Source organism: Devosia sp. J2-20 (assembly GCF_055808475.1).
Genome location: NZ_CM147870.1, coordinates 1,759,244 through 1,785,296, shown reverse-complemented (window position 1 = coordinate 1,785,296; position 26,053 = coordinate 1,759,244). Strand labels below are relative to the sequence as shown.

The following is a 26,053-nucleotide window of genomic DNA, read 5'->3' as shown; positions in this document are numbered from 1 at the left end:
GTCCGTCCGGTGAGTGCAGCCAGTCACGATCCCGGCGGCAAGGTGCGCCTGGCATTGATGCCGGGCGTGCGCGGCGATGCGCGCTTCAGCGCCGACGGCCGCTATCGCCAGCTAATGCGGCGCTGGACCGGCGATGCGTTCCCTGATCGTTACGTATTGTTCATCGGCATGAACCCCAGCACCGCCGACGCCGAGGTCAATGATCCCACCTGCGCCCGCGAGTGGAGCTTCACCCAGCGCGAAGGCTATGCCGCCATGGTCAAGGCCAATGTCGGCGACTATCGCGCCACCGATCCCAAAATGCTGCTGGCGCCGGGCGTCGAGGCCGTGTCGCCAGACAACCTGCCCACCATCCGTCAGGTCGCGGCGGACGCGGCCCTGGTGGTGCTGTGTCACGGCAAGCTCAACAAGGCGCTGGCACCAGCGGGCAGGGCACTGGTGGCGGCACTTCAGGCCGACGGCACCGATCTCTGGTGCTTTGGCACCAATGCCGACGGTTCACCCAAGCATCCGCTCTATCTGCGCGCCGACACCCCGCTGCGCCGCTTCACGATCGGCTAGAGCCGGCTGCGGCCCTTCAGCTTGGCTTCGATGACCGGCAGCACCTGTTCGGCCGCTGCACGGCCCTCGGCGATCGATTCGCCCGCCCGGTGGAAATCCATCAGCCCGATATCGGCCACCCGCGGCATGACCATGGCGTGCGGCGGCTCGCCCGCCAGCCGTGAGCGGGTGATGTGGTCCTGCATGATGTCGATGGCATTGGTCAGCACGTCGAAATAACCCGGTGTCGGGCTACCCGTCCCGAAAAAGCTCAGCGACGACATTTTCGACTGCACCGAGGTGGGGATAGACGCGATCAATTCCATCAGGCTTTCAGGCTTGGCCACCGTGTCCGACCTGTTGGCATCATCGGCCGCTGGATCGGCTTCCATCACCAGACGACGCCCCAACAGGTCCTCATTCAGATTGACCGCAATGATGAAGTCGGCGCCCATGGCCCGGCACACCGAGACCGGGATCGGGTTGACCAGCCCGCCATCGGACAACCAGCGCCCGTCCAGCTTGGTGGGGCTGAACAGGCCGGGCATGCCGATAGAGGCGCGCACCGCCGTCGCCAGCGACCCCGATTGCAGCCAGATTTCCCGGCCCGTGCTGATATCGGTCGCCACTGCCGCAAAGGGGAGTTTGAGGTCTTCGATCTTGTCGGGCAGGCCCAGCCCGGTCAGCCACTTCACGATGTGAACGCCATCCACCAGCCCGCCGGCCAGCAGCCCCACATCGATCATCGCCGCCACGGCACGCCAGTCGGCACCCATGGCCCAGTCGCGCAGCGCGTCCAACCGTCCGCTGGCATAGACCGAACCGACCAGCGCGCCCATTGAGGTGCCACAGACAATGTCGGGTTTGATGCCAGCCTCGGTCAGCACATCGAGCACGCCAATATGGGCCCAGCCGCGCGCTGCGCCGCTGCCCAGCGCCAGCGCAATGGATGGTTTGGCCATGATCGATCTCCCAACGCTATTTTGCCCACGATAGGCGAGGGCGTCAGCCGGGGAAAGAGACGCTAGGCCGCATCCGCCAGATAGAACAGCCGCGCCACGGTATGATCGCGCAGCGCCTGTGCCGGTAGCTTGCCGGTCAGCGCCGCCACGACAACGGCGGGATCCGGCACTGCGCTGGCGTCGACGACTACCCGCGTGAAGGCCGGTCGCAGCCCCCGCTTGGCGCTTTCAAGCAGATCATAGAGCATCGCGCGCACATCGGTACGCGTCGCGCAGGCCACGCAATGCTGTCCATCGGGGTGGCCATGCCCGCTATTGGCAGGCAGGCGGAGCAGGGCGGTATCGGCGTCCAGCGCCAGCAACTGCCCTGCCTTGGTCACGACGGTCACCGGGATGGGTTCAACCCTGGCCATGCTTACTCCGCCGCCACGATAGCCGGGCCGGGAATGTAGTTCAGGATCGGCCCGAGCCAGCGTTCGACCTCTTCGACCGGCATGCCCTTGCGGGCGGCATAATCGAGCACCTGATCGCGTTCCACCTTGGCCACGCCGAAGTAATAGGCATCGGGATGCGCGTAGTAAAAGCCTGACACCGACGAGCCGGGCCACATCGAAAAGCTCTCCGTCAGCGTGACGCCGGCATTCTTTTCAGCGTCCAGCAGCTTGAACAACGTGGTCTTTTCTGTGTGATCGGGCTGGGCTGGATAGCCCGGCGCCGGGCGAATGCCGCGATAGGTTTCCTGTGCCAGCTCTTCGGGGGTCTGCGTTTCGTCGGCAGCATAACCCCACAGCTCGCGCCGCACCCGCGCATGCATCATTTCAGCCAGTGCCTCGGCAAAGCGATCCGCGAGCGCCTTGACCAGAATGGACGAATAATCGTCGTTCTGCTTCTCGAACCGCTCGGCAATTGCCACTTCTTCAAGCCCGGCGGTGACCACGAAGGCGCCCATATAGTCGGCCTTGCCGCTATCAACCGGTGCCACGAAATCGCTCAGCGCCATATTGGGCTTGCCATCGCGCTTGCTCAACTGCTGGCGCAGGGTGAACAGGGTTGCCAACTCTTCCTTGCGGCCTTCATCGGTGAACAGGCGGATATCGTCGCCCACCGCATTGGCTGGCCACAGCCCCACAACGGCGCGTGGCACGAACCATTTCTCGTCAATGATCTGCTTGAGCATGCGCTGCGCATCGTCAAACAGCGCCCGCGCGGCTTCGCCCTGGCGTTCGTCCTGCAGAATGGCCGGATAACGTCCCTTGAGCTCCCAGGTCTGGAAGAACGGCGTCCAGTCAATGTATTCAGCCAGTTCCGCCAGATCAAAATCCGCGAACACCTTGGTGCCCAAAAAGCTCGGCTTGGGGGGCTCATAGCCTTCCCAGTCAGGCTTGAAAGCATTGGCGCGCGCGGTGGTCAGGGGCAGACGCTTCTTGTCTTCCTCGGCGCGCAAATGCGCCGCCGCAGCCTTGGCGTACTGGGCCTTTATGTCGTCGATAAACGCCACCTTGGTGTCGGCCGAGAGCAGATTGCCCACCACCCCAACGGCGCGGCTGGCGTCGTTGACATGCACCGCCTGGCCCCGCTCATAGCGCGGGTGGATCTTGACTGCCGTGTGCACGCGGCTGGTGGTCGCCCCACCAATCAGCAGCGGAATGTCGAACCCTTCGCGCTCCATCTCGGCGGCCACATGCACCATCTCGTCCAGCGACGGCGTGATCAGCCCGGACAGGCCGATAATATCGACGTTCTCGTCCTTGGCCGTCTGCAGGATCTTGGCGGTGGGGACCATCACGCCCAGATCGATGATTTCGTAATTATTGCAGCTGAGCACCACGCCCACGATGTTCTTGCCAATATCGTGCACATCGCCCTTCACCGTCGCCATCAGCACCTTGCCCGCGCTCTTGCGGCCCGTGGCATTGCCGTCGGCGTTCTTTTCGGCTTCCATATAGGGCAGCAGCAGTGCCACGGCCTGCTTCATCACGCGGGCTGACTTGACCACCTGGGGCAGGAACATTTTGCCCGAGCCGAACAGGTCACCCACAATGCCCATGCCCGCCATGAGCGGGCCTTCAATAACGTGCAGCGGCCGAGCGGCCTTCTGGCGCGCTTCTTCGGTATCGGCGTCGATAAATTCGGTAATGCCGTTGACCAGCGCATGCGCAATGCGGTCTTCGACCGGTTTTTCGCGCCAGCTCATATCCTTGGCGGCCGCTTCCTTGCCGGCGGTACCGCGATAGCGCTCGGCAATCTCCAGCAGACGATCCGTGCCGTCATCGCGGCGATTGAGGATCACGTCCTCGCAGGCCTCGCGCAGTTCGGGATCGATCGACTCGTACACGGCCAGCTGACCGGCATTGACGATGCCCATGTCCATGCCGTTCTGGATGGCATAATACAGGAACACCGCGTGCATGGCCTCGCGCACCGGCTCATTGCCGCGGAACGAGAAGCTCAGATTGGAGATGCCGCCCGAAATATGGACATGGGGCAGGGTCTCGGTGATCTGCTTGGTCGCTTCGATAAAGGCCACGCCATAGCCATTATGCTCTTCAATGCCCGTCGCCACGGCGAACACATTGGGGTCGAACACGATGTCTTCGGGCGGAAAGCCCACCTCTTCAGTCAGCAGCTTGTAGGCACGGGTACAGATTTCGACCTTGCGCTCGAACGTGTCGGCCTGACCCTGTTCGTCAAACGCCATCACCACAACGGCGGCGCCATAGGCCCGCACCAGCCGGGCTGACTTGAGGAAGGCCTCTTCGCCTTCCTTCATTGAGATCGAATTGACCAGTGCCTTGCCCTGGACGCACTTCAGGCCCGCCTCGATCACCTCCCATTTGGAGCTGTCGATCATCAACGGCACCTTGGCGATGTCGGGCTCGGCTGCCAGCAGGTTGAGATACTCGATCATCACCTGCTTGGAGTCGATCAACCCTTCATCCATGTTGATGTCGATGATCTGGGCACCATTGGCCACCTGATCGCGCGCCACTTCGAGTGCCGCGTGATAATCGCCCGCCGTGATCAGTTTGCGGAACCGGGCCGAGCCGGTGACATTGGTGCGCTCACCCACATTCACGAATGGAATTTCGGCAGTCAGCGTAAAGGGCTCAAGTCCGGCCAGCCGCAGCCTGGTCTCGATCTCGGGCACCACACGCGGCTGATACTTGCTGACCGTCTCGGCGATGGCCCGGATATGATCGGGCGTCGAACCACAGCAACCGCCCACGATATTGAGCAGACCTTCGCTGGCGAACTGATCCAGCTGGCTTGCCATCATCTCGGGTGTTTCGTCATAGCCGCCAAATTCATTGGGCAAGCCGGCATTGGGGTAGGCGCAGATGAAAGTGTCGGCGACGCCTGACAGCTCCGCAATATGGTCGCGCATCAGATCAGCGCCCAGGGCACAGTTCAGCCCGATGGTGATCGGATTGGCATGGCGCACCGAATACCAGAATGCCGACGGCGTCTGACCCGACAGCGTCCGCCCCGACAGATCGGTGATCGTGCCCGAGATCATGATCGGCACATCAATGCCGCGCTCTTCAAACAGCCGCTGCGCCGCAAAAATGCCCGCCTTGGTGTTCAGCGTATCGGTAATCGTCTCGAACAGCAGCAGATCGGCGCCCGCATCAACCAGACCGCGAATGGCTTCGCCATAGGCCACAACCAGTTCATCAAAGGTGATCGAGCGGTGGCCGGGGCTGTTGACGTCCGTCGACATGGACGAGGTCTTGTTGGTTGGCCCCAGGGCACCAGCCACGAAACGCCGCCGGCCATCTTCCGCCTCAGCCCGCAACGCAGCCCGCCGGGCAACCGCCACACCCTGGAAATTGATGTCATAGACCGCGTCTTCGCAACCATAATCCGCCTGCGCCACCGAGGTCGCCGAGAACGTATTGGTCTCAACGATATCGGCACCGGCCAGATAATATTCGAGATGGATATCCTCGACTGCCTGCGCCTCGGTGATCACCAGCAGGTCATTATTGCCCTGCAATGGCAGATCCCAGTCCTTGAACCGCTCGCCCCGGAAGTTCTCCTCGGTGAACTTGCGGCGCTGCAGCATCGTGCCCATCGCGCCATCCAGAATCAGGATGCGCTCACGCATGGCATCGGCCAACGCGGTGCGCACTTCGTTCCAGTCGGGAATAGGGGGCTGCTGCTCGGAAAGGCTCATCGCCGTTCACCTCGGTTCATACGGTCGTCAGAATTGACATAAAGATATCTTTATATCATCGAAAGCGCAAGGTCAGGGGCGGCTGAATGCGCGCCAGGCCTGTCATTCGCACATTGCATCTAAATGCGATGCTCAATGCTAACAGTCTGTTGTCCTTAACCTCCCCTAAACCAGAAAACTGTTCTTTGCGCGACCTTGCCCTCTGGTCACGTTACCATCGGCATTCGCAGTAAGGTCAGCCTATGAGTATGCATACCGTGACGACACCCTGGCGCCATGCCATCCGCCTTGTCGCTCTGGCGACCCTGATCGCGCCGATGATCGCGGCTTGCGGTATGGGCGATCTGGGCGCCACCGTGAAGCGCTCGGCCTTCACTTCCAAGGAATATGGCGTCAACGCCTCGCCACGAGTCACCTCCAACCCCAATCCGCCCAAGGGTGGCGGTCGCTATCAGGTCGGCAAGCCCTATACGGTGCGCGGCAAGGTCTATGTGCCCCAGGAAAACCCCAGCTACGCCGATAGTGGCGAAGCGTCCTGGTATGGTTCTGACTTCCATGGACGCCGCACGGCGAATGGTGAAATCTTCTCGGCCAACGCCATAACGGGCGCGCATCCAACGCTGCCGCTGCCCAGCTATGTCCGTGTTACCAATCAGGAAAACGGTCGCTCGGTCATCGTTCGCGTCAATGATCGCGGCCCCTATGTCGCCGGTCGCATCATGGATCTCTCGCATCGTGCCGCGGAAATGCTTGGCTATGTGAACAATGGCCACGCCCAGATTCGTGCCGAATATGTCGGCCGCGCGCCGCTTGAGGGTGACGATACCCGCATGCTGGTGGCCAGCTATTCCGGCCCCGCCGATTTCGGCGGCAGCAGCAATACCCGCTACGCCTATGCCGACAACACCAATAGCCTTGCCGATATTGCCGGCAATTTCATTGGCGGCCTGTTCTCCTATGCAGACACTACACCGCAGGAGCAGGATATCGCCATCGGCACCGCACACGCCGCGGCAACGGCCATGGCAACCCGCTCGACAGCGCTCGACGAATGGGTTCAGTCGGTCGATGTCGATGCCCGTCAGATCAAGATGGGCCTTGGTGTCTTTGCTGATCGCAACAATGCCATCGCGCTGGCCGAGCAGTTCGCCTTGCTAGGCGCCGTCGACGAAGAGCCCGTCACCATTAATGGCCGGGACGCAACCCGGCTCGTCCTGACCCATCTCAAACCCGGTGTTTCCAAAGTTGATGCCCTTGATATGGCGCGGCAACTTGGCCTGAACGACATAAGTCTCTATTAGTTCTATTTGTCGGCAAATTGGCCGACAATGGAGGGATAGGCGCGCGTGAAACGGCTCGGATATATACTGGCAGTGCTGCTGGCAATGGCGGCCCCGGTTTGGGCGCAGGCCACTTTCGACACCAAGGCCAAATTTGCCGTTCTGATGGACCATGAGACCGGCACCGTCATCTTCCAGAAGGATGCTGACCTGCCCATGGAGCCGGCCAGCATGGCCAAGCTGATGACCATAGCGGTGGTCTTTGACCAGATCCGCACCGGCCGCCTCAGTTTTTCCGATGAGTTTTTCGTCTCAGAACACGCCTGGCGCACTGGCGGCGCCTCTTCGGGCGGCTCGACCATGTTCGCCGAACTCAATTCCAAGATTTCGGTCGAGAACCTGATCCGTTCGGTGATCATCCAGTCGGGCAACGACGCCGCCATCATTCTGGCCGAAGGCATTGCCGGCTCGGAAGCCAGCTTTGCCGCGATGATGAACGAGTTGGCCGAGGATATCGGCCTGACGGGCTCCTATTTCACCAATCCTACCGGCTTGCCCGATCCCGACATGCGCGTAACCGCACGTGACCTGGCCGATCTGGCCCGCTATCTGATCCGCGAATACCCCCAATATTACCACTACTTCTCCGAACCGGATATGGAGTGGAACGGCATCAAGCAGGGCAATCGCAACTCGCTGGTTGAACTGGGTATTGGCGTGGATGGTCTCAAGACCGGTCATACCGAAGCAGCCGGCTACGGCTCTGTCATCTCCACCAAAGAGGGCGGCCGCCGCCTCATTGGCGTCATTCATGGCCTGACCTCGATGTCCCAACGCGCCGAAGAAGGTCGCAAGCTGATTACCTGGGGCGCCCGCGCCTTTGAACGCGTCGCCGCTTATGCCGACGGTGCGATTGTCGCCTATGCCAGTGTCTATGGCGGAGAAAGCGGCAGTGTCGGCCTGATCGGTAACGGCGAGGTAGCGCTTTACTTGCCGCGCGGCTCGCGCAAATGCCTCAGCGCCGAAGTGCAGTACAATGCACCATTGCGCCCCCCGTGCTGGCCGGCGACCAGATCGCTGAACTGCGCGTGTTCTGTGACGACCGGCTGGTTCAGGTCGCGCCTCTCTACGCGGCTGAAACCGTGCTGGAAGGCGGCATCACCCGCAAGGCGGCCGATGCATTGCGACAACTGGCTCTTGGCTGGCTCTGAGACTCGGATACAACGCTCATCATGCTCGAATCGCCCAAAGCCAATCGTGCCCGCTTCATCACCTTTGAGGGTGGTGAAGGCGTCGGCAAGTCCACGCAGGTCAAGCGCCTGCTGCAAAATCTGCAACAGCATTCTGTGCAGGCCGTGCGCACCCGCGAGCCGGGCGGTACGCCCAAGGCCGAGGCCATCCGCTCCTTCATTCTGCAGGGACGCTCGGAAAGCTGGGGGCAGGGGCCGAAGCTGTGCTGTTTGCGGCTGCCCGGCTGGATCACGTCAACCAACTGATCGCCCCCAATCTGGCCAATGGTGTCTGGGTGTTGTCCGATCGCTTCCACGATTCCACCCGCGCCTATCAGGGCCTGACCGGTGGCGTGGACGACAAGCTCATTGCGGCCCTTGAAAGCCTGGCACTCGACGGTCACGCACCCGATCTGACCATCGTGCTCGACATGGATCCCAAAGCTGCCTTCAAGCGGGTTGCCGAACGCGCAGTCGAGGACGGACTGGCACTGACCGGCGATCGCTTCGAAAAGGAAGAGCTCGACTGGCACATTCGCCTGCGCGACGGTTTCCTCGCTATCGCCAGGGCCAACCCGGATCGCTGCATCGTCATTTCCGCCGCCCAGAATGAAGAAGCCCTTGAGACCGCTATCTGGGAAGCCGTCAGCCAGCGCTTTCCCGAACTGCTCGCCGGGTCGCAGGCGTGACGGACCCCAATGCCCTTGATGACGTTCTGGCCCCCGAGCGCCGCCAGAAGGCCCGCGGCCATGATGCCGCCCGTACCGCCATTACCAGCCAGATCACCGATCGCCGTCTGCCCGGTGCCATTCTGCTGCACGGCCCCATGGGTATCGGCAAGGCAACTTTCGCCTTCGAACTCGCTGCCGCCATTCTGACGGCCACGGGCGACGAGCCAGCCCATCGCGTCGAGGAACAGGTCGCCGCGCTATCGCACCCCAATATCTTCCTGCTGCGGCGCCGGCCCAAGGACGCCAAGAGCTACTTCACTGTCATCCGCGTCGAGGACATTCGTAGCCTGCGCGATAGCCTGCATCACACCCGGGGTCGGGCAGGGCACCGCGTCGCCATCATCGACAGCATTGATGACTGCAACCCGTCAGCCGCCAATGCGCTGCTCAAGACGCTTGAGGAACCACCGGCCGACACCACCTTCCTGCTGGTGTCGCACCGCCCCGGCCAATTGCTGCCCACGATCAAGTCGCGCTGCCACAATCTGGCGCTCAGACCCGTCGCCGCCGACGAAGTGCGCGCCATCCTGAGTGAACACGACGCCACGCTGGCCGTCGATGAGCTTGATCGCGCCATCGCCCTGTCAGGGGGACGCCCGCGGCGTGCCTTTGAAACCCTGGCTCTGGGCAAGGATTCTGCACTGGGGGCGCTGCAAACCTGGCTGAGCAATCCAGGCGAACATGCGCCCGGCGTCGCTTTCAAACTGGCCGAAGCGCTGGGCGCCGATGCGCAAAGTCCCGAACTGTCCTTCGCCCGCGAAATGCTCGACGACTGGATTGCCGATGAAGCCCGCAACGCCGCCATGCAGCCCGGTGCGCGGATGCGCCTTGCCTCGGCCAACGAGCTATGGGACAAGGCCCACAGCCTGTTAGCCGATGCTGATGCGATCAATCTGGACATGAAACAGACCCTCATCGCCATCTTCGATGCGATCAGGAAGCATGTGTCCACGACCATCCCCATTTCTGCCGAGACCCAATGACCTCAAAGCCCTTTTACGTCACGACCGCGATTTCCTATCCCAATGGCGTGCCCCATATCGGCCACGCCTACGAGATGATTGCGACCGACGCGATTGCCCGTTTCAAGCGGCTTGAAGGCCGTGAGGTCTATTTCCTGACCGGCACCGACGAGCATGGCATCAAGATGGTCCAGACGGCCGCTGCGCAGGACATCACGCCGCGCGAACTGGCGGATCGAAATGCTGCCGAGTTCAAGAAACTGGCCGGTGAGCTCAACGTCTCCAATGACGACTTCATCCGCACTACCGAAGAGCGCCACCACCAGTCCAGCCAGGCCATCTGGCAAAAGATGGCAGCATCCCACAATGGCGACATCTTCCAGTCCACCTACAAGGGCTGGTACTCCGTGCGGGACGAGGCCTATTTCGACGAAGACGAACTGACCGAGAAGGATGGCAAGCGCTTTGCCCCCTCGGGCGCCCAGGTCGAATGGGTCGAGGAGCCGACCTATTTCTTCCGCCTGTCCGCCTATCAGGACAAGTTGCTGGCACTCTATGAGGCCAACCCCGATTTCATCGCGCCCAAAGAGCGCCGCAACGAGATCATTTCCTTCGTCAAAGGCGGGCTGAAGGATCTCTCGATCTCGCGCACCACCTTTGACTGGGGCATTCCGGTGCCCGATGCCCCCGGCCACGTCATGTATGTCTGGGTCGATGCGCTGACCAATTATATCAGTGGTCTGGGCTTCCCCGATGAAGCAGCCGAACTGTTCAGGAAGTTCTGGCCCGCCGATCTGCATGTGATCGGCAAGGACATCATCCGCTTCCACACGGTCTACTGGCCCGCTTTCCTGATGAGCGCCGGCATCGACGTCCCCCATCGCGTCTTTGCCCATGGCTTCCTTACCGTGGACGGCCAGAAGATGAGCAAGTCACTGGGCAATGTGATCGATCCTTTCGCGCTGATCGAGGAGTTTGGCCCGGACGCGCTGCGTTATTTCCTGCTGCGCGAAGTCTCCTTCGGTCAGGATGGCGACTATAGCCGCGACAAGCTGGTGAACCGCGTCAATGCCGACCTTGCCAACAATCTGGGCAATCTGGCGCAGCGCTCGCTGTCGATGATCAACAAGAATTGCGACGCCAAGGTCCCCAGCTTCGGTGACATGACCCCGGCCGATCTTGAGCTGATCCAGGAAGTCGACGCCGCCATCGAACAGGCCCGCAAGGCCATGGACGAGCAATTGGTGCATGAGGCGAGCGGCGCCATCGTCGCGGCGTTGAGCTCGGCCAATAACTACTTTGCCGGCCAGGAACCCTGGGCTCTCAAGAAGACGGATCCAGAGCGCATGGCCACGGTACTCTACGTCACGGCCGACACCGTACGCCGCCTGACCATTCCCATGCTTGCCTTCGTGCCGGCTTCGGCCGAGCGCCTGCTCGACCAGTTGATGGTGCCCCAGGGCGAGCGCCTGCTGGCCCATGCGCTGGAGCACAACAAGCTGCAGCCTGGCACCGAACTGCCGGCACCGCAGGGCGTTTTTGCCCGCATCGAGCGCAAGGCAGACTAGGCCATGTTGATCGACAGCCACTGCCATCTGGACTTCGAAGCCCTGACCAATGACATCGACGGTGTGATGGCGCGTGCCGCCGCCGCCGGCGTCACCGAAATGGTGACGATATCCACACATGTGGAAAAGTTCTCCACATACACCGCGCTGGCCGAACGCTTCGACAATGTCTGGTGCTCCGTCGGCACCCACCCGCACCACGCCGATGAAGAGCTGCACATCCAGACCGACGATCTGGTGCGGCTTTCGGCCCACCCACGCTGCGTTGCCATCGGGGAGGCCGGCCTGGACTACTTCTATGACAACGCCCCGCGCCAGGCTCAGGCCACCGGGCTGCGTCGTCATATTGCCGCTGCGCGCATTACCGGTCTTCCACTGGTTATCCACAGCCGCAAGTGCGACGACGACATGGCGGCGATCCTCAAGGACGAAAGCGGGCAGGGGGCATTCCCCTTCCTGCTGCACTGCTTTACCGCCGGCACGGATCTCGCCCGAACCGCGCTGGATCTGGGTGGCTATATCTCCTTCTCGGGCATCATCACCTTCAAGAACGCCGAAGAAATTCGTGACGTCGCCAAATTCGTGCCAGCTGATCGCTATCTGGTCGAAACCGATGCTCCCTATCTGGCGCCCATTCCGCATCGCGGCCAATCCAACGAGCCCAGCTTTGTCCGTCACACAGCAGAAAAGGTTGCCGAGGTGCGCGGTGTCAGCCTTGAACAACTCGGCGCCGAGACGACCGCCAATTTCGCGCGTCTATTCTCAAAAACCGGACTGGCCTGACTCATGCCGGCCGCGCAACGGATCATTGCGACCATTCTGGGCTGCGGCTCATCGGGCGGCGTGCCGCGCATTGGCAATGTCTGGGGCGCCTGCGACCCTGACGAACCCCGCAACCGGCGTCGGCGCTGCTCGCTGCTGATCGAGGGTTGGACCGATGGCAGCGAGGTGCCCACGCGTGTATTGATCGACACCGGATGCGATCTGCGCGAACAATTGCTTGATGCCGGCGTCGATAGCGTTGATGCCGTGCTTTATACCCACGAACATGCCGACCACACCCATGGCATTGATGATCTGCGCGTTCTGGCGCTGCACAATCGTCGCCGGGTCGATGTCTATTTCACGCAGGCGGCGGGCGACCGTATTCGCGAAGCCTTTGGCTATTGCTTTTCCAGCCCCAAGGGCAGCGACTATCCGCCCATTCTCAATGCCCATGAAATCGTGGCAGGCCAGCATCTGAGCATCGATGGTCCGGGCGGTACTCTTGATATTTCCGCCTTTGAGCAGGAGCACGGCAATATCAACTCGCTCGGCTTCCGCATTGCTGGACTTGCCTATTCCTGCGATCTGTCCGGCTTTCCAGATGCCTCCCACGCTGCCCTGACCGGTCTTGATCTGTGGATCGTGGATGCCTTGCGGCCCACGCCGCACCCCAGCCATCTCAGCCTGCCCGAAACGCTGGACTGGATCGAGCGCTTTGCGCCGCGCCAGGCCGTGTTGACCGATATGCATATCGACCTCGACTATGCCCGGCTCGACGCGGAAACGCCGGCGCACATAACGCCGGCGTTCGATGGCATGAGAATTGACGTCGTAACCGGCACCATCCTCAATCGCTAAGCGGTCCGCCTGTTAGCGAAACGCCGGGATCACGTGTCGGCCATAGCCGGCAATGATCTCTTCCTCGTCGCCACTATCGAGATAGATGTTGAATTGCGTGATGCCCGCAGCCTTGAGCGCATGCATCTTGGCAATGTGCTCCTCGGGCTCGCCCAGCACACAGAAGTTCTCCACCACGTCAGGCGTGATGAAATCCAGGAACGGGTTATCGGCCTGACCATGCTTGGAATAGTCGTAGCCGCGACGCTTTTCGATATAGCTGGTCAGGCTGGCTGGCACCTGATCGCTGTCGGCGCCATATTTCTCGACAATATCAGCCACGTGATTGCCCACCATGGCGGGGAACCACTTTGTGGCCTCGATAGCGCGGGCCTTGTCGCCGAAATAAGCGGGGGCAGCAGCCATGGAGCGGTAATTGCTCATATCCTTGCCTGCGGCCTTGCCCGCATCCAGACACTGGTCCGTGAACCATTTGCATAGCCCGGGATCTGCCAGCTGCAGCACCACGCCATCGGCATGTTCACCGGCAGTTTTCAACGCCAGCGGACCATAGGCGGCAATCCAGCTCGGCATGTCGTGACCAACGGCCCACGGGAACTGGACAGGCTCGGGGATGTCATCATAGGTGACAGCCTCGCCGCGAACCATGGCGCGGGTCTTTTCGATAAATTCGGCAACACGGGCCAGCTTGGCTGGCTTTTTGCCCATCACCCGGCGCGAACTGTCGCCGCGACCAACAGCCAGATCAAAGCGTCCGCCACTCTGCTTGGACAGCGAACCGAACAGCGACGCGGCCACCGACCAGTCGCGCACATCGGGATTGGTCACCAGGGGACCAAACCGCATATCGGTAGTGTGTTCCATGCACATGGCAATGGCGGCGTAACAGTCGCGCCACAGAATGTGTGAATCGTAGAACCAGCAATAGGTGAAGCCAGCATATTCAGCAGCGCGCACCAGGTAACGCGCCCGTTCGGGTTCAATGAAACCCTTGAAGGTGATTCCGAATTCCATAGAGCCCTCCGACTATCGATCGATCAGAAATTTGACCAGCTGATCAAAATTTTGGTCGGGGCCGACGCTAATGTCAATCGCATTTGCGCAACGTCCCTCAATCAGATGGCAGATCATAGGCAATCATGGGCCGTCCTGAATGCGGATGCGCCAGAACGCTCGCCTTGACGGCATAGACATCGGCCAGCAGGGCAGGGGTCAACACCGCCTGGGGTGAACCCTGAGCCACTTGCCGGCCGTGATGGAGGACCACCAGCTCGTCACAGAACGCTGCCGCCAGATTGAGATCATGCAAAGCCAGCAAAACCGTCGCGCCGGCCTGCGCCCGCTGCCGCAGCAGGTTGAGAATGCTCAATTGCGCATGCACATCGAGGTGATTGGTGGGCTCATCCAGAATCAGCAATTGCGGCTGCTGGGCCAAGGCTCGCGCCACCTGCAGACGCTGTTGTTCGCCACCCGAAAGCGTCTGGTACTGCCGCTCGGCAAAGCCGGTCATGCCCACGGCAGCCAGCGCCACATCGACTGCGGCATCATCCTGCGGGCCTGCCGTTGATTGCCAGACCGATTGAAACGGAATGCGGCCCAGCATCACCACTTCGCGGGCGCTCAGATGCACCTCGCTCGCGCCGCTCTGTTCGACGAACGCGCTCATTTGCGCGCGATCCCGCCGCGGCATGGCAGGCAGATCAGCGTCACCAAAGCGAATTGACCCGCTATCCATGGCAACGAGCCCCAGAGCCGCCCGCATTAATGTCGATTTCCCGGCGCCATTGGGGCCAATCAGACCGGTCAATCGGCCTGCGCGCGCTGCACAGCTGACGCCATCAAGCAGCGTGCTTTGCCCGGCGCGCACCACCACTTCGCTGAACGCCAGCCCCGCGCTCATGTCACCCGCCGATAGCGCAACAGTACGAGCAGAAAGATCGGCGCGCCCAGTAGAGCGGTGATGATCCCCACTGGCAATTCACGCGGCGAGAACAGGCTGCGCGCTGCGGTATCGGTCCACACCATGAAGATGGCACCCACCAGCATGGTCACAGGCAACAGCACCCGATGGCGCGAACCTGTCCCCAGGCGCACCACATGAGGAATGATCAGGCCCACAAAACCGATCGCGCCACCAATGGCAACGAGCGCACCGGTCAGCAGCGCCGTGGCACCCAGCAGCACCCAGCGCAACTGGGCCACATCGATTCCCAGCGTCGCCGCCGCCGCGTCACCAAAGGCAAAGGCATCAAGCGAGCGGCCACTCACCAGCATCGGCACACCGAGGAAAACGACGGCGCTCAGCACGATGCCCGCATCACCCCAACCAGTGCCACTGAGCGACCCCATCAACCAGCTCAGGATTTCACGATAGGAATCACCCGTCGCCGACCAGAAGATCAAAAAGGATGTTCCTGCTGCCGCCAGTGCCGAAATGGCAATGCCGGCCAGAATGGCCCGCGACGGCGTGGCGCCACCGAGAAGCCTTGTGATCAGCAACGTCAGCGCCATGGCGGCCCCGGCACCCAGAAACGCCCCGATCGGCATCAGCAAGGCCGCCCCGGCTAGCAAAAACACCACGGCCCCGAACGAGGCACCGGACGAAAGGCCCAGCAGATAGGGATCCGCCAGCGGATTGCGGGTCAGCGCCTGCATGATGGCGCCACATAGCGCCAGCCCCGCGCCAATCCCGGCGGCAACCAGTACGCGTGGCAGCCGCAATTCCCAGATGATCGCATCGCGCAGCCGCGTCACCGGGCTCTCCATCGGCAAGCCGATATGATGCCCAATGGTCTGCCAGACCTCCTGCGGCGCTATATCGGCGGGCCCAAAGGTCACCGCCAATACCACGCTCGCCAGCAATAGCGCCCACAGCCCGGCGCCAAGCGCTATCCGAGGGCCGCGGGTCAAACTCATTGCGAGATGGACAACGCCGCCAGTTGCGCCGCCATATCGGCTGTTGCCCCGACATTGCGCACCCCGGCCTCGGAGGCCGGGAACGGCACCACAAGGTACCGCTCGTGAATGACCGCATCGAGCTGACTGGTAATCGGATTCTCGGCGAGCAATTGCTTCTTCTGATCCACCGAATTCCACGCCGCATCAACCAGGATGATCACGTCGGGATTGGCATCGACAATGGCTTCCCAGCTGGCCGAAACCCAGCCTTCGTCGACATCACCCATGATATTGTTCAGTCCCAGCGCTGCCATCATCATGGCCGGCGCATTGCTGCCCGCCCCGACATAGGGCGCCTTGGTGCCTGACGAATACCACAGCACGCTCAGCCCACGATCGTCGGCGGGGATGGCGGCGAGTGCTGCCTGCTGTTCGGCAATCAGCGCGTCTGCTGCCGAAGACGCATCAAATATTGCGCCCATCTCGGCGATATCGGCAAACAGGCCGTCAAAGCTCAGCTTGGCCGGCTTGATCGAGCGACAGGCAGCCGGCGAGACATAACTGGCGACACCCAGGCTGGCCAGGCTGGCCCGTTCGCCAGCGCCGTCCGCCGCAAAATTGCTTTCCCAGCCGCCATAGATGAGGTCGGGCTCCACTTCGAGCACCACTTCCTGCGATGGCAGCTTTTCAGCCAGCACCGGCAGCGCCCCAGCGCCGACCGCCCAGGCCTGTGGCACCGGACCATCCTGAAAACCCACGCCGACAATCCTGTTGCCCAGACCAAGGGCCAGCAACATTTCAGTGGCTGTCGACTTGATCGTCACCACGCGCTTGGGCGCTGCGTCGAACACGACGGACACGCCGCAGTTCTCGATGCTCAAGGGATAGCTGGTCTGGGCCAGCACTGGCGCGGCAGACAGCGACACGGCGGCAAATGCCGCGAGATAGAAAGAGGCACGCATGGCTTTAATCCTGCCGTTGTTTGACGCGTTTTGAGGTGGTCTGGCCGCCATCGCGCAGCTCGGCCAGCGCGGCTTCATAACCCAGGCGATAAGCCTCGGCAGAGCCAAAGCGGAACATGTCATCATCGACCGAACGCACCAGCGTACGGGCGCCAGGCGCATCGACATCGGTGACCAGACGACCCAAACCGCGCACCACGGCAATGGGAATGCCTGTGGCCTTGCCCTTGACCAGATCGGTGGCGCCGGCCAGTTCATCAGCCAACACTGTAATGGTCACCTGCAACGGACGCCCATTGGCATCGACGCCGCCGCGCATGTCATCTGTAACCATCACGCCAGCAGCGCCAATAGCCACATCGGTCTGACCGACGCGCCAAGGCCGCCCCATGGTGTCGGTGATGATGACGCCAAGCGTGATCCCCAGGCGCTCCCGTAGGCCAGCACACATCGCCCGTGCCGAAGCATCGGGATCCTCTGGCAGCCGCAGGGCAATTCCATCAGGCACATTGGACGTATCCACGCCTGCAGCAGCCATTATCAGGCCATGACGGGTCTCGACGATCTGCGTCACGCCACCGGGATGCACGCGTTCGGCCACGACGCGCACCGTATCCTGCGCAATGACCTTCTCGCGATCCGCGGCAGGAAATTGCCGACCTTCCGCCTTGGAAACGATCTTGCTGGTCACCACGAGAATATCGCCATCGCGCAGTGCTGCCTCTGGATCGTCCACTTCCTGCGCGGCGACGGCCTGCAGGATGTGGCTGACCAAATCATCACCCGCACCAATTTCGGGGACACCGGTAACGCCCCATACCGTAAATCGCGGCAAACTCATCGCATCTTCCCGTATCGAGGGCAGGGGGCTACTGCCCAGCTGGCGCCAATGCGCGCAAGCGCGGCAGAATTTCCTTGGCATAGAGCGCCAGGAAGCGGCTCTGATCATCACCTGGTGCATGGAATACCAGATGGTCAAAGCCATAATCCATATAGGTCTTGATGGCGCGCACATGCTCATCCGGATCGCTCGAGACGATCCAGCGCTTCGCAATACGCTCAATCGGCAGTTCGGACGCGAGCCGCTCCATTTCCGCAGGATCTTCGATCGAGTGTTTTTCCTCCGCCGTCAGCGATAGCGCCGCCCAGCCACGCGTGTTCTCCAGCGCCGCCTCAGGATCAGTATCGAACGAGACTTTCACTTCAATCATCCGCTCGAAAGGCTTGTCAGCCAACGCGGATTCTTCGCGGCCAAGCGCCACATTGGGCAGCAATTTGTCGACGTAAAGCTCTTCGCCTTTGCCCGATGTACAGATGAAACCATCGCCGGCGCGACCAGCGTATTTCGCGTTCAGCGGCCCGCCAGCGGCTAGATAGATCGGCACCATTTCGTCGGGCTTGTCATAGATCGTGGCGTTCTGCGTCTTGTAGTATTCGCCCTCGAACGTCACGCGATCCTCGCTCCACAGCTGTCGGATCAAGGCCACGGCTTCGCGCATACGGGCCGACCGTTCCTTGAGTTCGGGCCAAACCATGCCGGTCGATGGCACCTCGTTGAGCGACTCGCCGGTACCGACGCCCAGAATGACCCGGCCGGGAAACATCGAACCCAACGTACCAAAGGCATGCGCCACAACCGACGGATGCAGGCGGAATGTCGGTGTCAGCACCGACGTGCCCAATATGATCCGTTCGGTCTTGGCCAGCACTGCGGCCATCCAGGCGGGCGCGAACGGCGCATGCCCGTCGGTATGCTTCCAGGGCTGAAAGTGATCGCTGACAAACACCGAGTCGAACCCGGCTTGCTCGGCCTCGATGGCGAATTTCAGCAACGTGTTGGGCGCGAATTGCTCAGCAGAAGCCTTGTATCCGAAACGCACATCGTCCTCCTTGGCAGCCATGGCTGGTCATGTCGTGGCAGCGAGTTTTGACCAAACGGTCAAATCTGTCCATCGGATTCGTACATTTTGGCACGAACTGATAAAAAGCCACGCAAATTGCTGCCTTCTGGCCCGTTTCCAAATCCGCGTAAGTTCCATAATATATATTATGCGAATACCGGGTATCTGAATTGTGTGCCCGGTATACACGCACGCCCGGTCACCTGTTACTAGTCTTGCGCTCAGGCCGAATTGTTGGCCCCGGTGACGCCACCGACCCCATCACCTAACTGTGCCCGTACGGAACTGTCCGATTAGACGCGACAGCGCGGCGCTACGGACTGGATCTTTGCCTGCCGTGCATCGAACGCCCGACATTCTTTGCCGGTGTCAGCGTGGTCATAGCGGGTTGGAACCTGTGAGCAACTGAGCAATTTGCATGTCAGCACGCAGGCACTGAAAACCGGGAGTCGTGGCGAAACAATCAGGCTTAGCAACTGCACAGCGGCAATTTTCGCTCGCACCACCCGGCAAGATTGGCGACATCACCGTCCTCGACGCGTTACCGTCGCGTTGTGATTCCAACGCCAGTGAAAGCGTCCCCATGCAGCCCTCACGCGACATCTCACGCCTGATCGAAATCATGGCCGCCCTGCGCAACCCCGATGGTGGCTGCCCATGGGATCTGGAGCAGGATTTCTCCAGCATTCGCCATTATACGATCGAGGAAGCCTATGAGGTTTCAGACGCTATCGAGCGCGAAGATTATGATGATCTGCGCGAGGAACTGGGCGACTTGCTGTTGCAGCCGATCTACCACGCCCAGATGGCCACCGAGGCTGGCCATTTCGACATTGGTGACGTCATCTTCGGCATCACCCAGAAACTGATCCGTCGCCATCCACACGTGTTTGGGGAAGACGCCGCTCAGGGCGCTGAAATGGCCAAAGGTCGCTGGGAAGCCATCAAGGTCGAGGAGCGCGCCGCCAAAGCGGCCCGCAAGGGTGATATCACCCCTTCCCTTCTTGACGATGTGCCCCATGTCCTGCCGGCTTTGGCCCGTGCCGAAAAGCTGACCAAGCGCGCGGCCAAAGTGGGCTTTGACTGGCCCGATTTCGCGTCCGTGCAGGCCAAGGTCGCCGAGGAACTGGCCGAAGTGAGCGAAGCGCACCAGAGCCAGGATCAGGCGGCGGTGCACGAGGAAATTGGCGACCTGCTGTTTGCTGTCGCCAATCTGGCCCGTCAGGCCGGTGTCGATGCCGAGGGCGCCCTGCGCGACGCCAACTTCAAGTTCACCCGCCGCTTTCATCACGTCGAGCAGCGCTGCCGTGAAGATGGCATTGACCCCAAGGATGCCGGGCTCGACCGTCTGGACGGCTACTGGAATGAAATCCGCGCCGCCGACAAGCTCTAGGCGTCTGAGCTGTCGATCCGGCCGTTGAAGCGTTCCAGGAACGCCGTCTTGTGGCGTGGCTCGACCCGCACCATGAATCCGGTGCCTTGCTCGGTGGGTTCGTCGCGCGAAATCACTTCGGTATGCGAATGCAGCCAGCCAATATCGCCACCGGCGCTATGCGGCACATGCACGTGATAGCTGCGGCTTTTTTCGCCCAGTGCCGTCTCGACCGCCAACGCCAGCGCATCAAGCCCCTGCCCGGTTAGCGCGGAAACCGGCACAACGGCGGCAACCTTGCTGGCCGGCGCAATACTGGCCAGTGCGTCTTCGAGCGCCAGACCGCCCTGCCCCAACAGGTCGATCTTGTTCCACACCTCAATGATCGGCGTGGTTTCGGCCAGCACGCCCAGATCGCCCAGCACACTGATAACGTCCTGCGCCTGCGCCAGATGGTCCGGGTTGGCTATGTCGCGCGCGTGCAGGATCACATCGGCGTCGATCACCTCTTCCAGCGTCGCGCGGAAAGCGGCCACCAGATCGGTTGGCAGGTCTGCCACAAAGCCCACCGTGTCACTTAGCATGATCTCGCGCCCATGCGGCAGCGCCAGCTTGCGCACCGTGGTGTCCAGCGTCGCGAACAGCAGGTCCTTGGCAAACACTTCCGAGCGCGTCATTGCGTTGAAAAGGCTCGATTTACCAGCATTGGTGTAGCCCACCAGCGCCACGATCGGTGTGCCTTCGCGCTGTGAACGCTGCTGCATGCGGGTCTTTTTGACCTTCTCCAGCCGGTCTTCAAGCAGCACGATACGATCCATGATCTGGCGTCGATCGCTTTCAATCTGGGTTTCACCCGGCCCCCCCATAAAGCCGCTGCCGCCACTGCCGCGCTGGCGTTCAAGGTGGGTCCAGGACCGTACCAGACGACCCTTCTGATAGTTCAGATGCGCCAACTCGACCTGCAACACGCCTTCACGCGTGGCGGCCCGGTCGCCAAAGATTTCAAGGATCAACCCGGTCCGGTCCAGCACCTTGGCCGCGGTTTCCTTCTCCAGATTGCGCTGCTGAATGGCAGTCAGCTGCGCATCGATCAGCAACAGGTCAATCTTGTCTTCCTTGACCTTGCCGGCCAGCGTTTCGGTGTGACCGCCACCGATAAATGTCGCCGGCTTGATCTCGCGCACCTTGACCACTTCGGAGAACTGAACATCCAGGCCGATGGCCCCGGCCAGTCCCTCAAATTCGGCCTGTCGCGCTTCAATGGAGTGCTGCGAAAAATGCCCGCGCACATCCGGCACAACAATACCCACCCGGAATGGCTGGTCTCGCTGGTCAATAAACGCCTTTGGGCCGCCCTTCTGGACGGCCCCTTCATCGTCGAATTCGCTCATGAAAACTCGTTAGTCGCTGTCTTGGTTCTGCTCGGGATCGAACAGTTGGATCGGTGCCCCCGGCATAATCGTCGAGATAGCATGCTTGTAGACCAACTGCGACTGCGCATCACGGCGCAGCAGCAGGCAGAAATTGTCGAACCAGGTAATCACGCCCTGCAATTTGACGCCATTCACGAGGAAAATCGTGACTGGCACCTTCTGCTTGCGCACGTGATTGAGAAAGGAATCCTGCAGGTTTTGCTGCTTTTCGCTGGGCATTGAGGCCTCTAATTCGCGGCATTACTTGTCGCTGTTGTCGTTGCGCTTGCTCGCCTACCGGCAATCGAACTGCCGCCCAGTCCGCACCGGTGTGCATTCACCACACATTAAGCACTATGGCACAGATGCATTTTCGTGCCTACCCGACCAACTGCATGGCCGGGTCTAAAAATTGGGCCTTGTCTAGAGACCCAGCGACTTGATCTTGCGGTGCAAAGCACTGCGCTCCATCCCCACAAATTCGGCAGTTTTGGAGATATTGCCCCCGAACCGTTCAATCTGCGCCAGCAGATATTGCCGTTCGAACACTTCGCGGGCCTCACGCAAGGGCAGGCTCATCAGATGGGCCGAGGCATCGGTATCGCCGACGGTTGGCAGCACCTCGCCAATATCCGATGGCAGCATGGCGGCGGTAATCACGCCATCCTCAGGTTGCTGGTCCTTCATCAGGATCAGCAACCGCTCGATGGAATTGCGCAATTGCCGCGCATTGCCGGGCCATTCCTGGGCCTGCAACACGGCCATCGCATCATCACCCACCACCAGACGCTGCAGATTGTGCATCCGCGCCACCTGTTCGATGAACACATTGACCAGCGGTGGCACGTCCTCGCGACGCTCCTTGAGCGGGATCAGCGGCAATGGCACGATCGACAGGCGATGGAACAGATCGGAGCGGAATTCTCCGCTTTCCACCTGCGCCGCGACGTTCTGCGAACTTGAGGCGATGATCCGCACGTCAATCGGCACGGCCTGGGTACCGCCCACCCGGTTGAACCGGTTTTCCACCAGCGTGCGCAGTAGTGCTGCCTGCGTCTGGGCTGGCAGTGTCGTCACCTCAGACAAATACAGCGTGCCGCCATGTGCCCGCTCCAGTGCACCGACCTCGACATTAAGAATGCCGCTCTTGTCGCGCGTTTCGCGCCCGAACAGCACGACCGGCACTTCCTCGGGTGCATAGAGCGACGCATTGATCTCGATAAACGGCGATTCAGCGCGCGGACTACGGTGATGGATCAGCCGCGCTACCAGTCCCTTGCCCGCTCCCGATGGGCCGGAAATGAATATCCGCGAATTGGTCGGCGCCGATTTCTCAATAATGCCTTTGACGTTCTGCAGCGCCGTGGACGTTCCCACCATGTCGGCGCTCTTGGTGGCCGACCGCTCCTTGAGTTCGGCCACTTCGGTACGCAGGCGCGTCGCCTCCATGGCACGCTGGGTAATGTGCAACAGGCGATCAATCTTGAACGGCTTTTCAATGTAGTCATACGCGCCGCGCCGGATCGCCGACACGGCGGTCTCCACATTGCCATGGCCCGATATCATCACCACCGGCATGTCGGGGTGCTGGCTCTGAAACACATCAAGCAGCTGCAACCCGTCGAGCCGCGACCCCTGCATCCAGATGTCGAGAAACACCAGGCTGGGCCGGCGACGGGCAATTTCATTCAGCCCGCTATCGGCATCGTGCGCCTGCCGCGCCTCAAAACCCTCATCCTCCAGAATGCCGGCGATCAGATCGCGGATATCGTCTTCGTCGTCGATGATCAAAATATCGAGTGCCATTACTTCTGATCAGCCGCTGAAATGAGCGACTCCTCCTGTTGGGCAGATTGAGCGGGCGACTCAGCCCCCTCCTCTGCCGCTGACGTCTTGATGGGAGACTGCAAAGGCAGTGTGAACGTAACGCAGGCGCCGATGCGCCCGGTTGCATCGGGTTCGGCGTCAACCAGCTCGACGATGCCGCCATGCTGCTCGATGATCCGGGCAACGATCGCCAGACCCAGACCGGTGCCCTTTTCGCGGGTGGTCATATAGGGCTCAAGCAGCCGTTGCCGGTTTTCCTTGGGCCAGCCCTTGCCATTATCGGACACTGAAACCCGGGCATGATTGCCTTCAATATGCCCGTCCACAAGAATCCTGGGCTGCAGATCCTCGCTGCGATCAACCATCTCGAATGCCTCCACGGCATTTTTGATCAGATTGGTCAGCGTCTGCGAAATCAGCCGGTTATCGCACCAGGCATGAATCGCCTCTTCGGGCAGCGTGGTTTCAATGGTGATCTCGGGCAGCCGCACGCTTTCCAGGAACACCGCCTGGCGCACGATATCGGACAAATCCGAGATCTCCGGCGCCGCTTCAGGCATGCGCGCAAAGGCCGAGAACTCGTCGACCATACGTCCGATATCGCCCACCTGCCGCACAATGGTGTTGATGCATTTGTCGAACACCTCGCGATCATCCTCCAGCTTGGAGCCATAGCGGCGCCGCAGGCGTTCGGCCGATAGCTGAATGGGAGTCAGCGGGTTCTTGATCTCGTGTGCAATGCGCCGCGCCACGTCGGCCCAGGCACTGGTGCGCTGCGCTGACTCAAGATCGGTAATGTCGTCAAAGGTCAACACATAGCCCTTGGACTCGGTAATCGAACCCTCGCGGGTCAGCTGCACCTGATAGGTGCGGCGGTCGGTTTCATTGCCCAGATGAATCTGGTCGCGTACCTGACCACGCCGCGCCGAACGCGCCCGCTCCAGAATGGGCGCCAGCTGCGGCATTGCCACTTCGATCCGCTCCCCCATCAGCCCGATTTCGTCGCGCTCCAGCATCTCGCAGGCCCGGGCATTGACCAGCGTCACCGTACCAAACGGGTCCAGTCCGATAATGCCCGCCGACACACCTTCCACCACGGCTTCGGTGAACTGTCGCCGCTTCTCGTTCATTTCATTGGCAGCCAGAAGTGCATCACGCTGATGTTTAAGCTGCAGCGTCATGAGGTTGAAACCGTTGGACAAATCACGCAGATCGCCCTTGCCTTCCTGCACCGGCACCTGCACATCAAGATCACCACCACGCACCCGTGTCGAGGCAATCATCAGGTTTCGAATGGGATCAACAAACCGGTTGGCGAGCGCAATACCGATCCACAGTGCTGCCAGCAGCAGCACCACGGCCAGACCGACATACATGATGGTGAAGGTGATCTGAAACACCAGCCGGTTCGAGGCGTATTGCCGGTACTCGGTGATGTTCTCGTCGGTCAGCCGCATATATTCGAGCACTTCGGCTTCGACCGGTCGCGCCACGAACAGGAACGTGTCGTCATAGCCACGCAGCTTGATCACAGAGCCGACCAGATTGACCCGCCCCGGCGCAATGGCCGCCGGGATGCCCTCGACCAGCCCGACCGTGATCCCCTCGGGCAATTTGGGATAGGCCCCCTGCACCGCGATCTGCGCCCGGGCCAGGGTCTCCCCCTGCCCGTTTACCAGCGAGGTAAAGGGCAATGACCGGGTCACGGCCAGCGCGGTCAGAATACGCTGAAACCGCTCAGGATCACTGTCGTAGGTATCCTTGGCCTGTTCCAGCTCGGTCGCCGTCCAGATGATATCATCGCGCAGCACCTGAGCGTGTTCGAGCATGTAGGAGCGAGCGACCAGCCGCGAGCTCTCAACCATGGCGCGTGTGCGCTCGCTGAACCACTGATCCAGCCCCTGATTGAGTGCGATTGTCGCCACCACGGCAACGATTGCCGCAGGAATGGCCGCGACCAGGGCAAACATCGTCACCATGCGGATCTGCATCCCCGCGCCGGCCTGCTTGCGCATGCGCGCCTGGAACAGCAACGCCGCTTCGGTGACCACCAGTGCGATCACCAGCAGCACCAGCACGCCGGTGACAATCCAGATTACCGTCCACACTGTGGTCGATGGCTCGATATTGGTGGTGCCCGACAGGATCAGGAACGAGATCGAGGACATCAGCACCGATGCAACGACCACGACAAAGCCCAGCACGCGAAGGGGCCGATTGTTCCGCATGTTGAACAATGGCGCGCGCGCACTCTTGCCGGCATCGTGTGAGATGCGCTCTGGCTCGTCTTCGATCGTGGCTATGTCACTCATTAATGCCGGGGGCACTCCATATCCGCCGCAAGCCGCGAGCCTGACGCAATTCGGCGGACCCTTCAAGATAAATGTTGCCAAAATGTGACACTGACCACAAGCCACTCTGACTGAACGAATGCGTAGCGACCGGTCCCCCGCCATCGAGCCACTCACCTTGGGCAGATCAGCCCCGCTGAAACTGCCACAATTCCGTCGCCCCAAAGCTGCTACACAATACCTGCCATGGCCCGTCAGGCGTTTGATTTGAAACAGCATAACGGGGAGAGCAAGCCGCACGTGACTTGAGTTTTGCTG

The 26,053-nt window shown here is 61.2% G+C and carries 21 protein-coding genes and 2 pseudogenes; 10 read left to right on the top strand and 13 right to left on the bottom strand.

Annotation, left to right across the window (positions count from 1 at the left end; all coding sequences use genetic code 11):
* Nucleotides 1–9: 9 nt before the first annotated feature.
* Complete coding sequence (locus tag AC0L37_RS08735; RefSeq protein ID WP_212657992.1) at nt 10–561, top strand: DUF1643 domain-containing protein; 552 nt, start codon at nt 10–12, stop codon at nt 559–561.
* Here AC0L37_RS08735 and AC0L37_RS08730 read toward each other — a convergent pair.
* From AC0L37_RS08730 to metH, 3 genes are all read right to left on the bottom strand, one after another.
* Nucleotides 558–1,502 carry a patatin-like phospholipase family protein gene (locus AC0L37_RS08730; RefSeq protein ID WP_212657991.1) on the bottom strand — a complete coding sequence of 315 codons (945 nt, stop codon included), beginning with the start codon at nt 1,500–1,502 and terminating at the stop codon, nt 558–560. The two genes, AC0L37_RS08735 and AC0L37_RS08730, sit on opposite strands and share 4 nt — an antisense overlap.
* A gap of 62 nt (nt 1,503–1,564) precedes the next feature.
* On the bottom strand, nt 1,565–1,915 hold the full coding sequence (locus AC0L37_RS08725; protein ID WP_269368461.1) for a hypothetical protein: 351 nt from the start codon (nt 1,913–1,915) through the stop codon (nt 1,565–1,567).
* A gap of 2 nt (nt 1,916–1,917) precedes the next feature.
* Nucleotides 1,918–5,679, bottom strand: a complete 3,762-nt coding sequence (gene metH, locus AC0L37_RS08720) for a methionine synthase (protein ID WP_282221416.1) — start codon at nt 5,677–5,679, stop codon at nt 1,918–1,920.
* Nucleotides 5,680–5,921: 242 nt separating this feature from the next.
* Here metH and AC0L37_RS08715 point away from each other — a divergent pair, with 242 nt between their 5' ends.
* The 8 genes and pseudogenes from AC0L37_RS08715 to AC0L37_RS08680 all read left to right on the top strand — a co-directional run bounded on the left by AC0L37_RS08715 (nt 5,922) and on the right by AC0L37_RS08680 (nt 13,072).
* On the top strand, nt 5,922–6,980 hold the full coding sequence (locus AC0L37_RS08715) for a septal ring lytic transglycosylase RlpA family protein (protein WP_269368463.1): 1,059 nt from the start codon (nt 5,922–5,924) through the stop codon (nt 6,978–6,980).
* Nucleotides 6,981–7,064: 84 nt separating this feature from the next.
* A pseudogene (locus AC0L37_RS08710) lies at nt 7,065–7,712 on the top strand (D-alanyl-D-alanine carboxypeptidase family protein); the annotation flags it as partial.
* A 257-nt stretch (nt 7,713–7,969) separates the two neighbouring features.
* A complete protein-coding gene (locus AC0L37_RS08705) occupies nt 7,970–8,170 on the top strand; it encodes a hypothetical protein (protein ID WP_282223035.1) in 201 nt (66 codons plus the stop codon).
* Between the two features lie 21 nt (nt 8,171–8,191).
* Nucleotides 8,192–8,877, top strand: a pseudogene (gene tmk / locus AC0L37_RS08700) (dTMP kinase).
* A complete protein-coding gene (locus tag AC0L37_RS08695; protein WP_282221417.1) occupies nt 8,874–9,902 on the top strand; it encodes an AAA family ATPase in 1,029 nt (342 codons plus the stop codon). The pseudogene tmk and the gene AC0L37_RS08695 overlap by 4 nt, the downstream one beginning before the upstream one ends.
* Nucleotides 9,899–11,449 carry a methionine--tRNA ligase gene (gene metG, locus AC0L37_RS08690; protein WP_282221418.1) on the top strand — a complete coding sequence of 517 codons (1,551 nt, stop codon included), beginning with the start codon at nt 9,899–9,901 and terminating at the stop codon, nt 11,447–11,449. The genes AC0L37_RS08695 and metG overlap by 4 nt, the downstream gene beginning before the upstream one ends.
* 3 nt (nt 11,450–11,452) lie before the next feature.
* Nucleotides 11,453–12,232, top strand: coding sequence for a TatD family hydrolase (locus tag AC0L37_RS08685; protein ID WP_282221419.1), 780 nt, complete (start codon nt 11,453–11,455; stop codon nt 12,230–12,232).
* Between the two features lie 3 nt (nt 12,233–12,235).
* Nucleotides 12,236–13,072: an MBL fold metallo-hydrolase gene (locus tag AC0L37_RS08680; RefSeq protein WP_212657984.1), complete on the top strand. Its 837-nt coding sequence runs from the start codon at nt 12,236–12,238 to the stop codon at nt 13,070–13,072.
* Nucleotides 13,073–13,084: 12 nt separating this feature from the next.
* On the opposite strand, the gene AC0L37_RS08675 is transcribed toward AC0L37_RS08680, so the two are convergent.
* The 6 genes from AC0L37_RS08675 to fgd form a co-directional block, all read right to left on the bottom strand.
* Nucleotides 13,085–14,086: a TIGR03842 family LLM class F420-dependent oxidoreductase gene (locus tag AC0L37_RS08675; RefSeq protein WP_212657983.1), complete on the bottom strand. Its 1,002-nt coding sequence runs from the start codon at nt 14,084–14,086 to the stop codon at nt 13,085–13,087.
* Nucleotides 14,087–14,183: 97 nt separating this feature from the next.
* The gene (locus AC0L37_RS08670; RefSeq protein WP_282221420.1) at nt 14,184–14,972 is read right to left on the bottom strand and encodes an ABC transporter ATP-binding protein; all 789 of its coding nucleotides are present in this window, start codon (nt 14,970–14,972) and stop codon (nt 14,184–14,186) included.
* Nucleotides 14,969–15,988 (bottom strand): putative F420-0 ABC transporter permease subunit, encoded by a 1,020-nt coding sequence (locus AC0L37_RS08665; RefSeq protein ID WP_282221421.1) that lies wholly within the window; start codon nt 15,986–15,988, stop codon nt 14,969–14,971. The genes AC0L37_RS08670 and AC0L37_RS08665 overlap by 4 nt, the downstream gene beginning before the upstream one ends.
* Complete coding sequence (locus AC0L37_RS08660; RefSeq protein ID WP_282221422.1) at nt 15,985–16,932, bottom strand: putative F420-0 ABC transporter substrate-binding protein; 948 nt, start codon at nt 16,930–16,932, stop codon at nt 15,985–15,987. The genes AC0L37_RS08665 and AC0L37_RS08660 overlap by 4 nt, the downstream gene beginning before the upstream one ends.
* Nucleotides 16,933–16,936: 4 nt before the next feature.
* Nucleotides 16,937–17,773 (bottom strand): coenzyme F420-0:L-glutamate ligase, encoded by an 837-nt coding sequence (gene cofE, locus AC0L37_RS08655; protein WP_269368472.1) that lies wholly within the window; start codon nt 17,771–17,773, stop codon nt 16,937–16,939.
* A 28-nt stretch (nt 17,774–17,801) separates the two neighbouring features.
* Nucleotides 17,802–18,833 carry a glucose-6-phosphate dehydrogenase (coenzyme-F420) gene (fgd, locus tag AC0L37_RS08650; protein WP_269368473.1) on the bottom strand — a complete coding sequence of 344 codons (1,032 nt, stop codon included), beginning with the start codon at nt 18,831–18,833 and terminating at the stop codon, nt 17,802–17,804.
* Nucleotides 18,834–19,416: 583 nt separating this feature from the next.
* Here fgd and mazG point away from each other — a divergent pair.
* Nucleotides 19,417–20,226 (top strand): nucleoside triphosphate pyrophosphohydrolase, encoded by an 810-nt coding sequence (gene mazG, locus AC0L37_RS08645; RefSeq protein ID WP_269368812.1) that lies wholly within the window; start codon nt 19,417–19,419, stop codon nt 20,224–20,226.
* On the opposite strand, the gene hflX is transcribed toward mazG, so the two are convergent.
* The 4 genes from hflX to AC0L37_RS08625 all read right to left on the bottom strand — a co-directional run bounded on the left by hflX (nt 20,223) and on the right by AC0L37_RS08625 (nt 25,756).
* Entirely contained in the window at nt 20,223–21,596 is a 1,374-nt protein-coding gene (gene hflX / locus AC0L37_RS08640; protein WP_212657976.1) for a GTPase HflX, read from the bottom strand. The genes mazG and hflX overlap by 4 nt on opposite strands.
* 9 nt (nt 21,597–21,605) lie before the next feature.
* Nucleotides 21,606–21,857, bottom strand: coding sequence for an RNA chaperone Hfq (gene hfq / locus AC0L37_RS08635; RefSeq protein WP_046138466.1), 252 nt, complete (start codon nt 21,855–21,857; stop codon nt 21,606–21,608).
* Between the two features lie 183 nt (nt 21,858–22,040).
* Nucleotides 22,041–23,423 carry a nitrogen assimilation response regulator NtrX gene (gene ntrX / locus AC0L37_RS08630; RefSeq protein WP_212657975.1) on the bottom strand — a complete coding sequence of 461 codons (1,383 nt, stop codon included), beginning with the start codon at nt 23,421–23,423 and terminating at the stop codon, nt 22,041–22,043.
* Complete coding sequence (locus AC0L37_RS08625; RefSeq protein ID WP_282221424.1) at nt 23,423–25,756, bottom strand: sensor histidine kinase NtrY-like; 2,334 nt, start codon at nt 25,754–25,756, stop codon at nt 23,423–23,425. The genes ntrX and AC0L37_RS08625 overlap by 1 nt, the downstream gene beginning before the upstream one ends.
* Between the last annotated feature and the right edge of the window lie 297 nt (nt 25,757–26,053).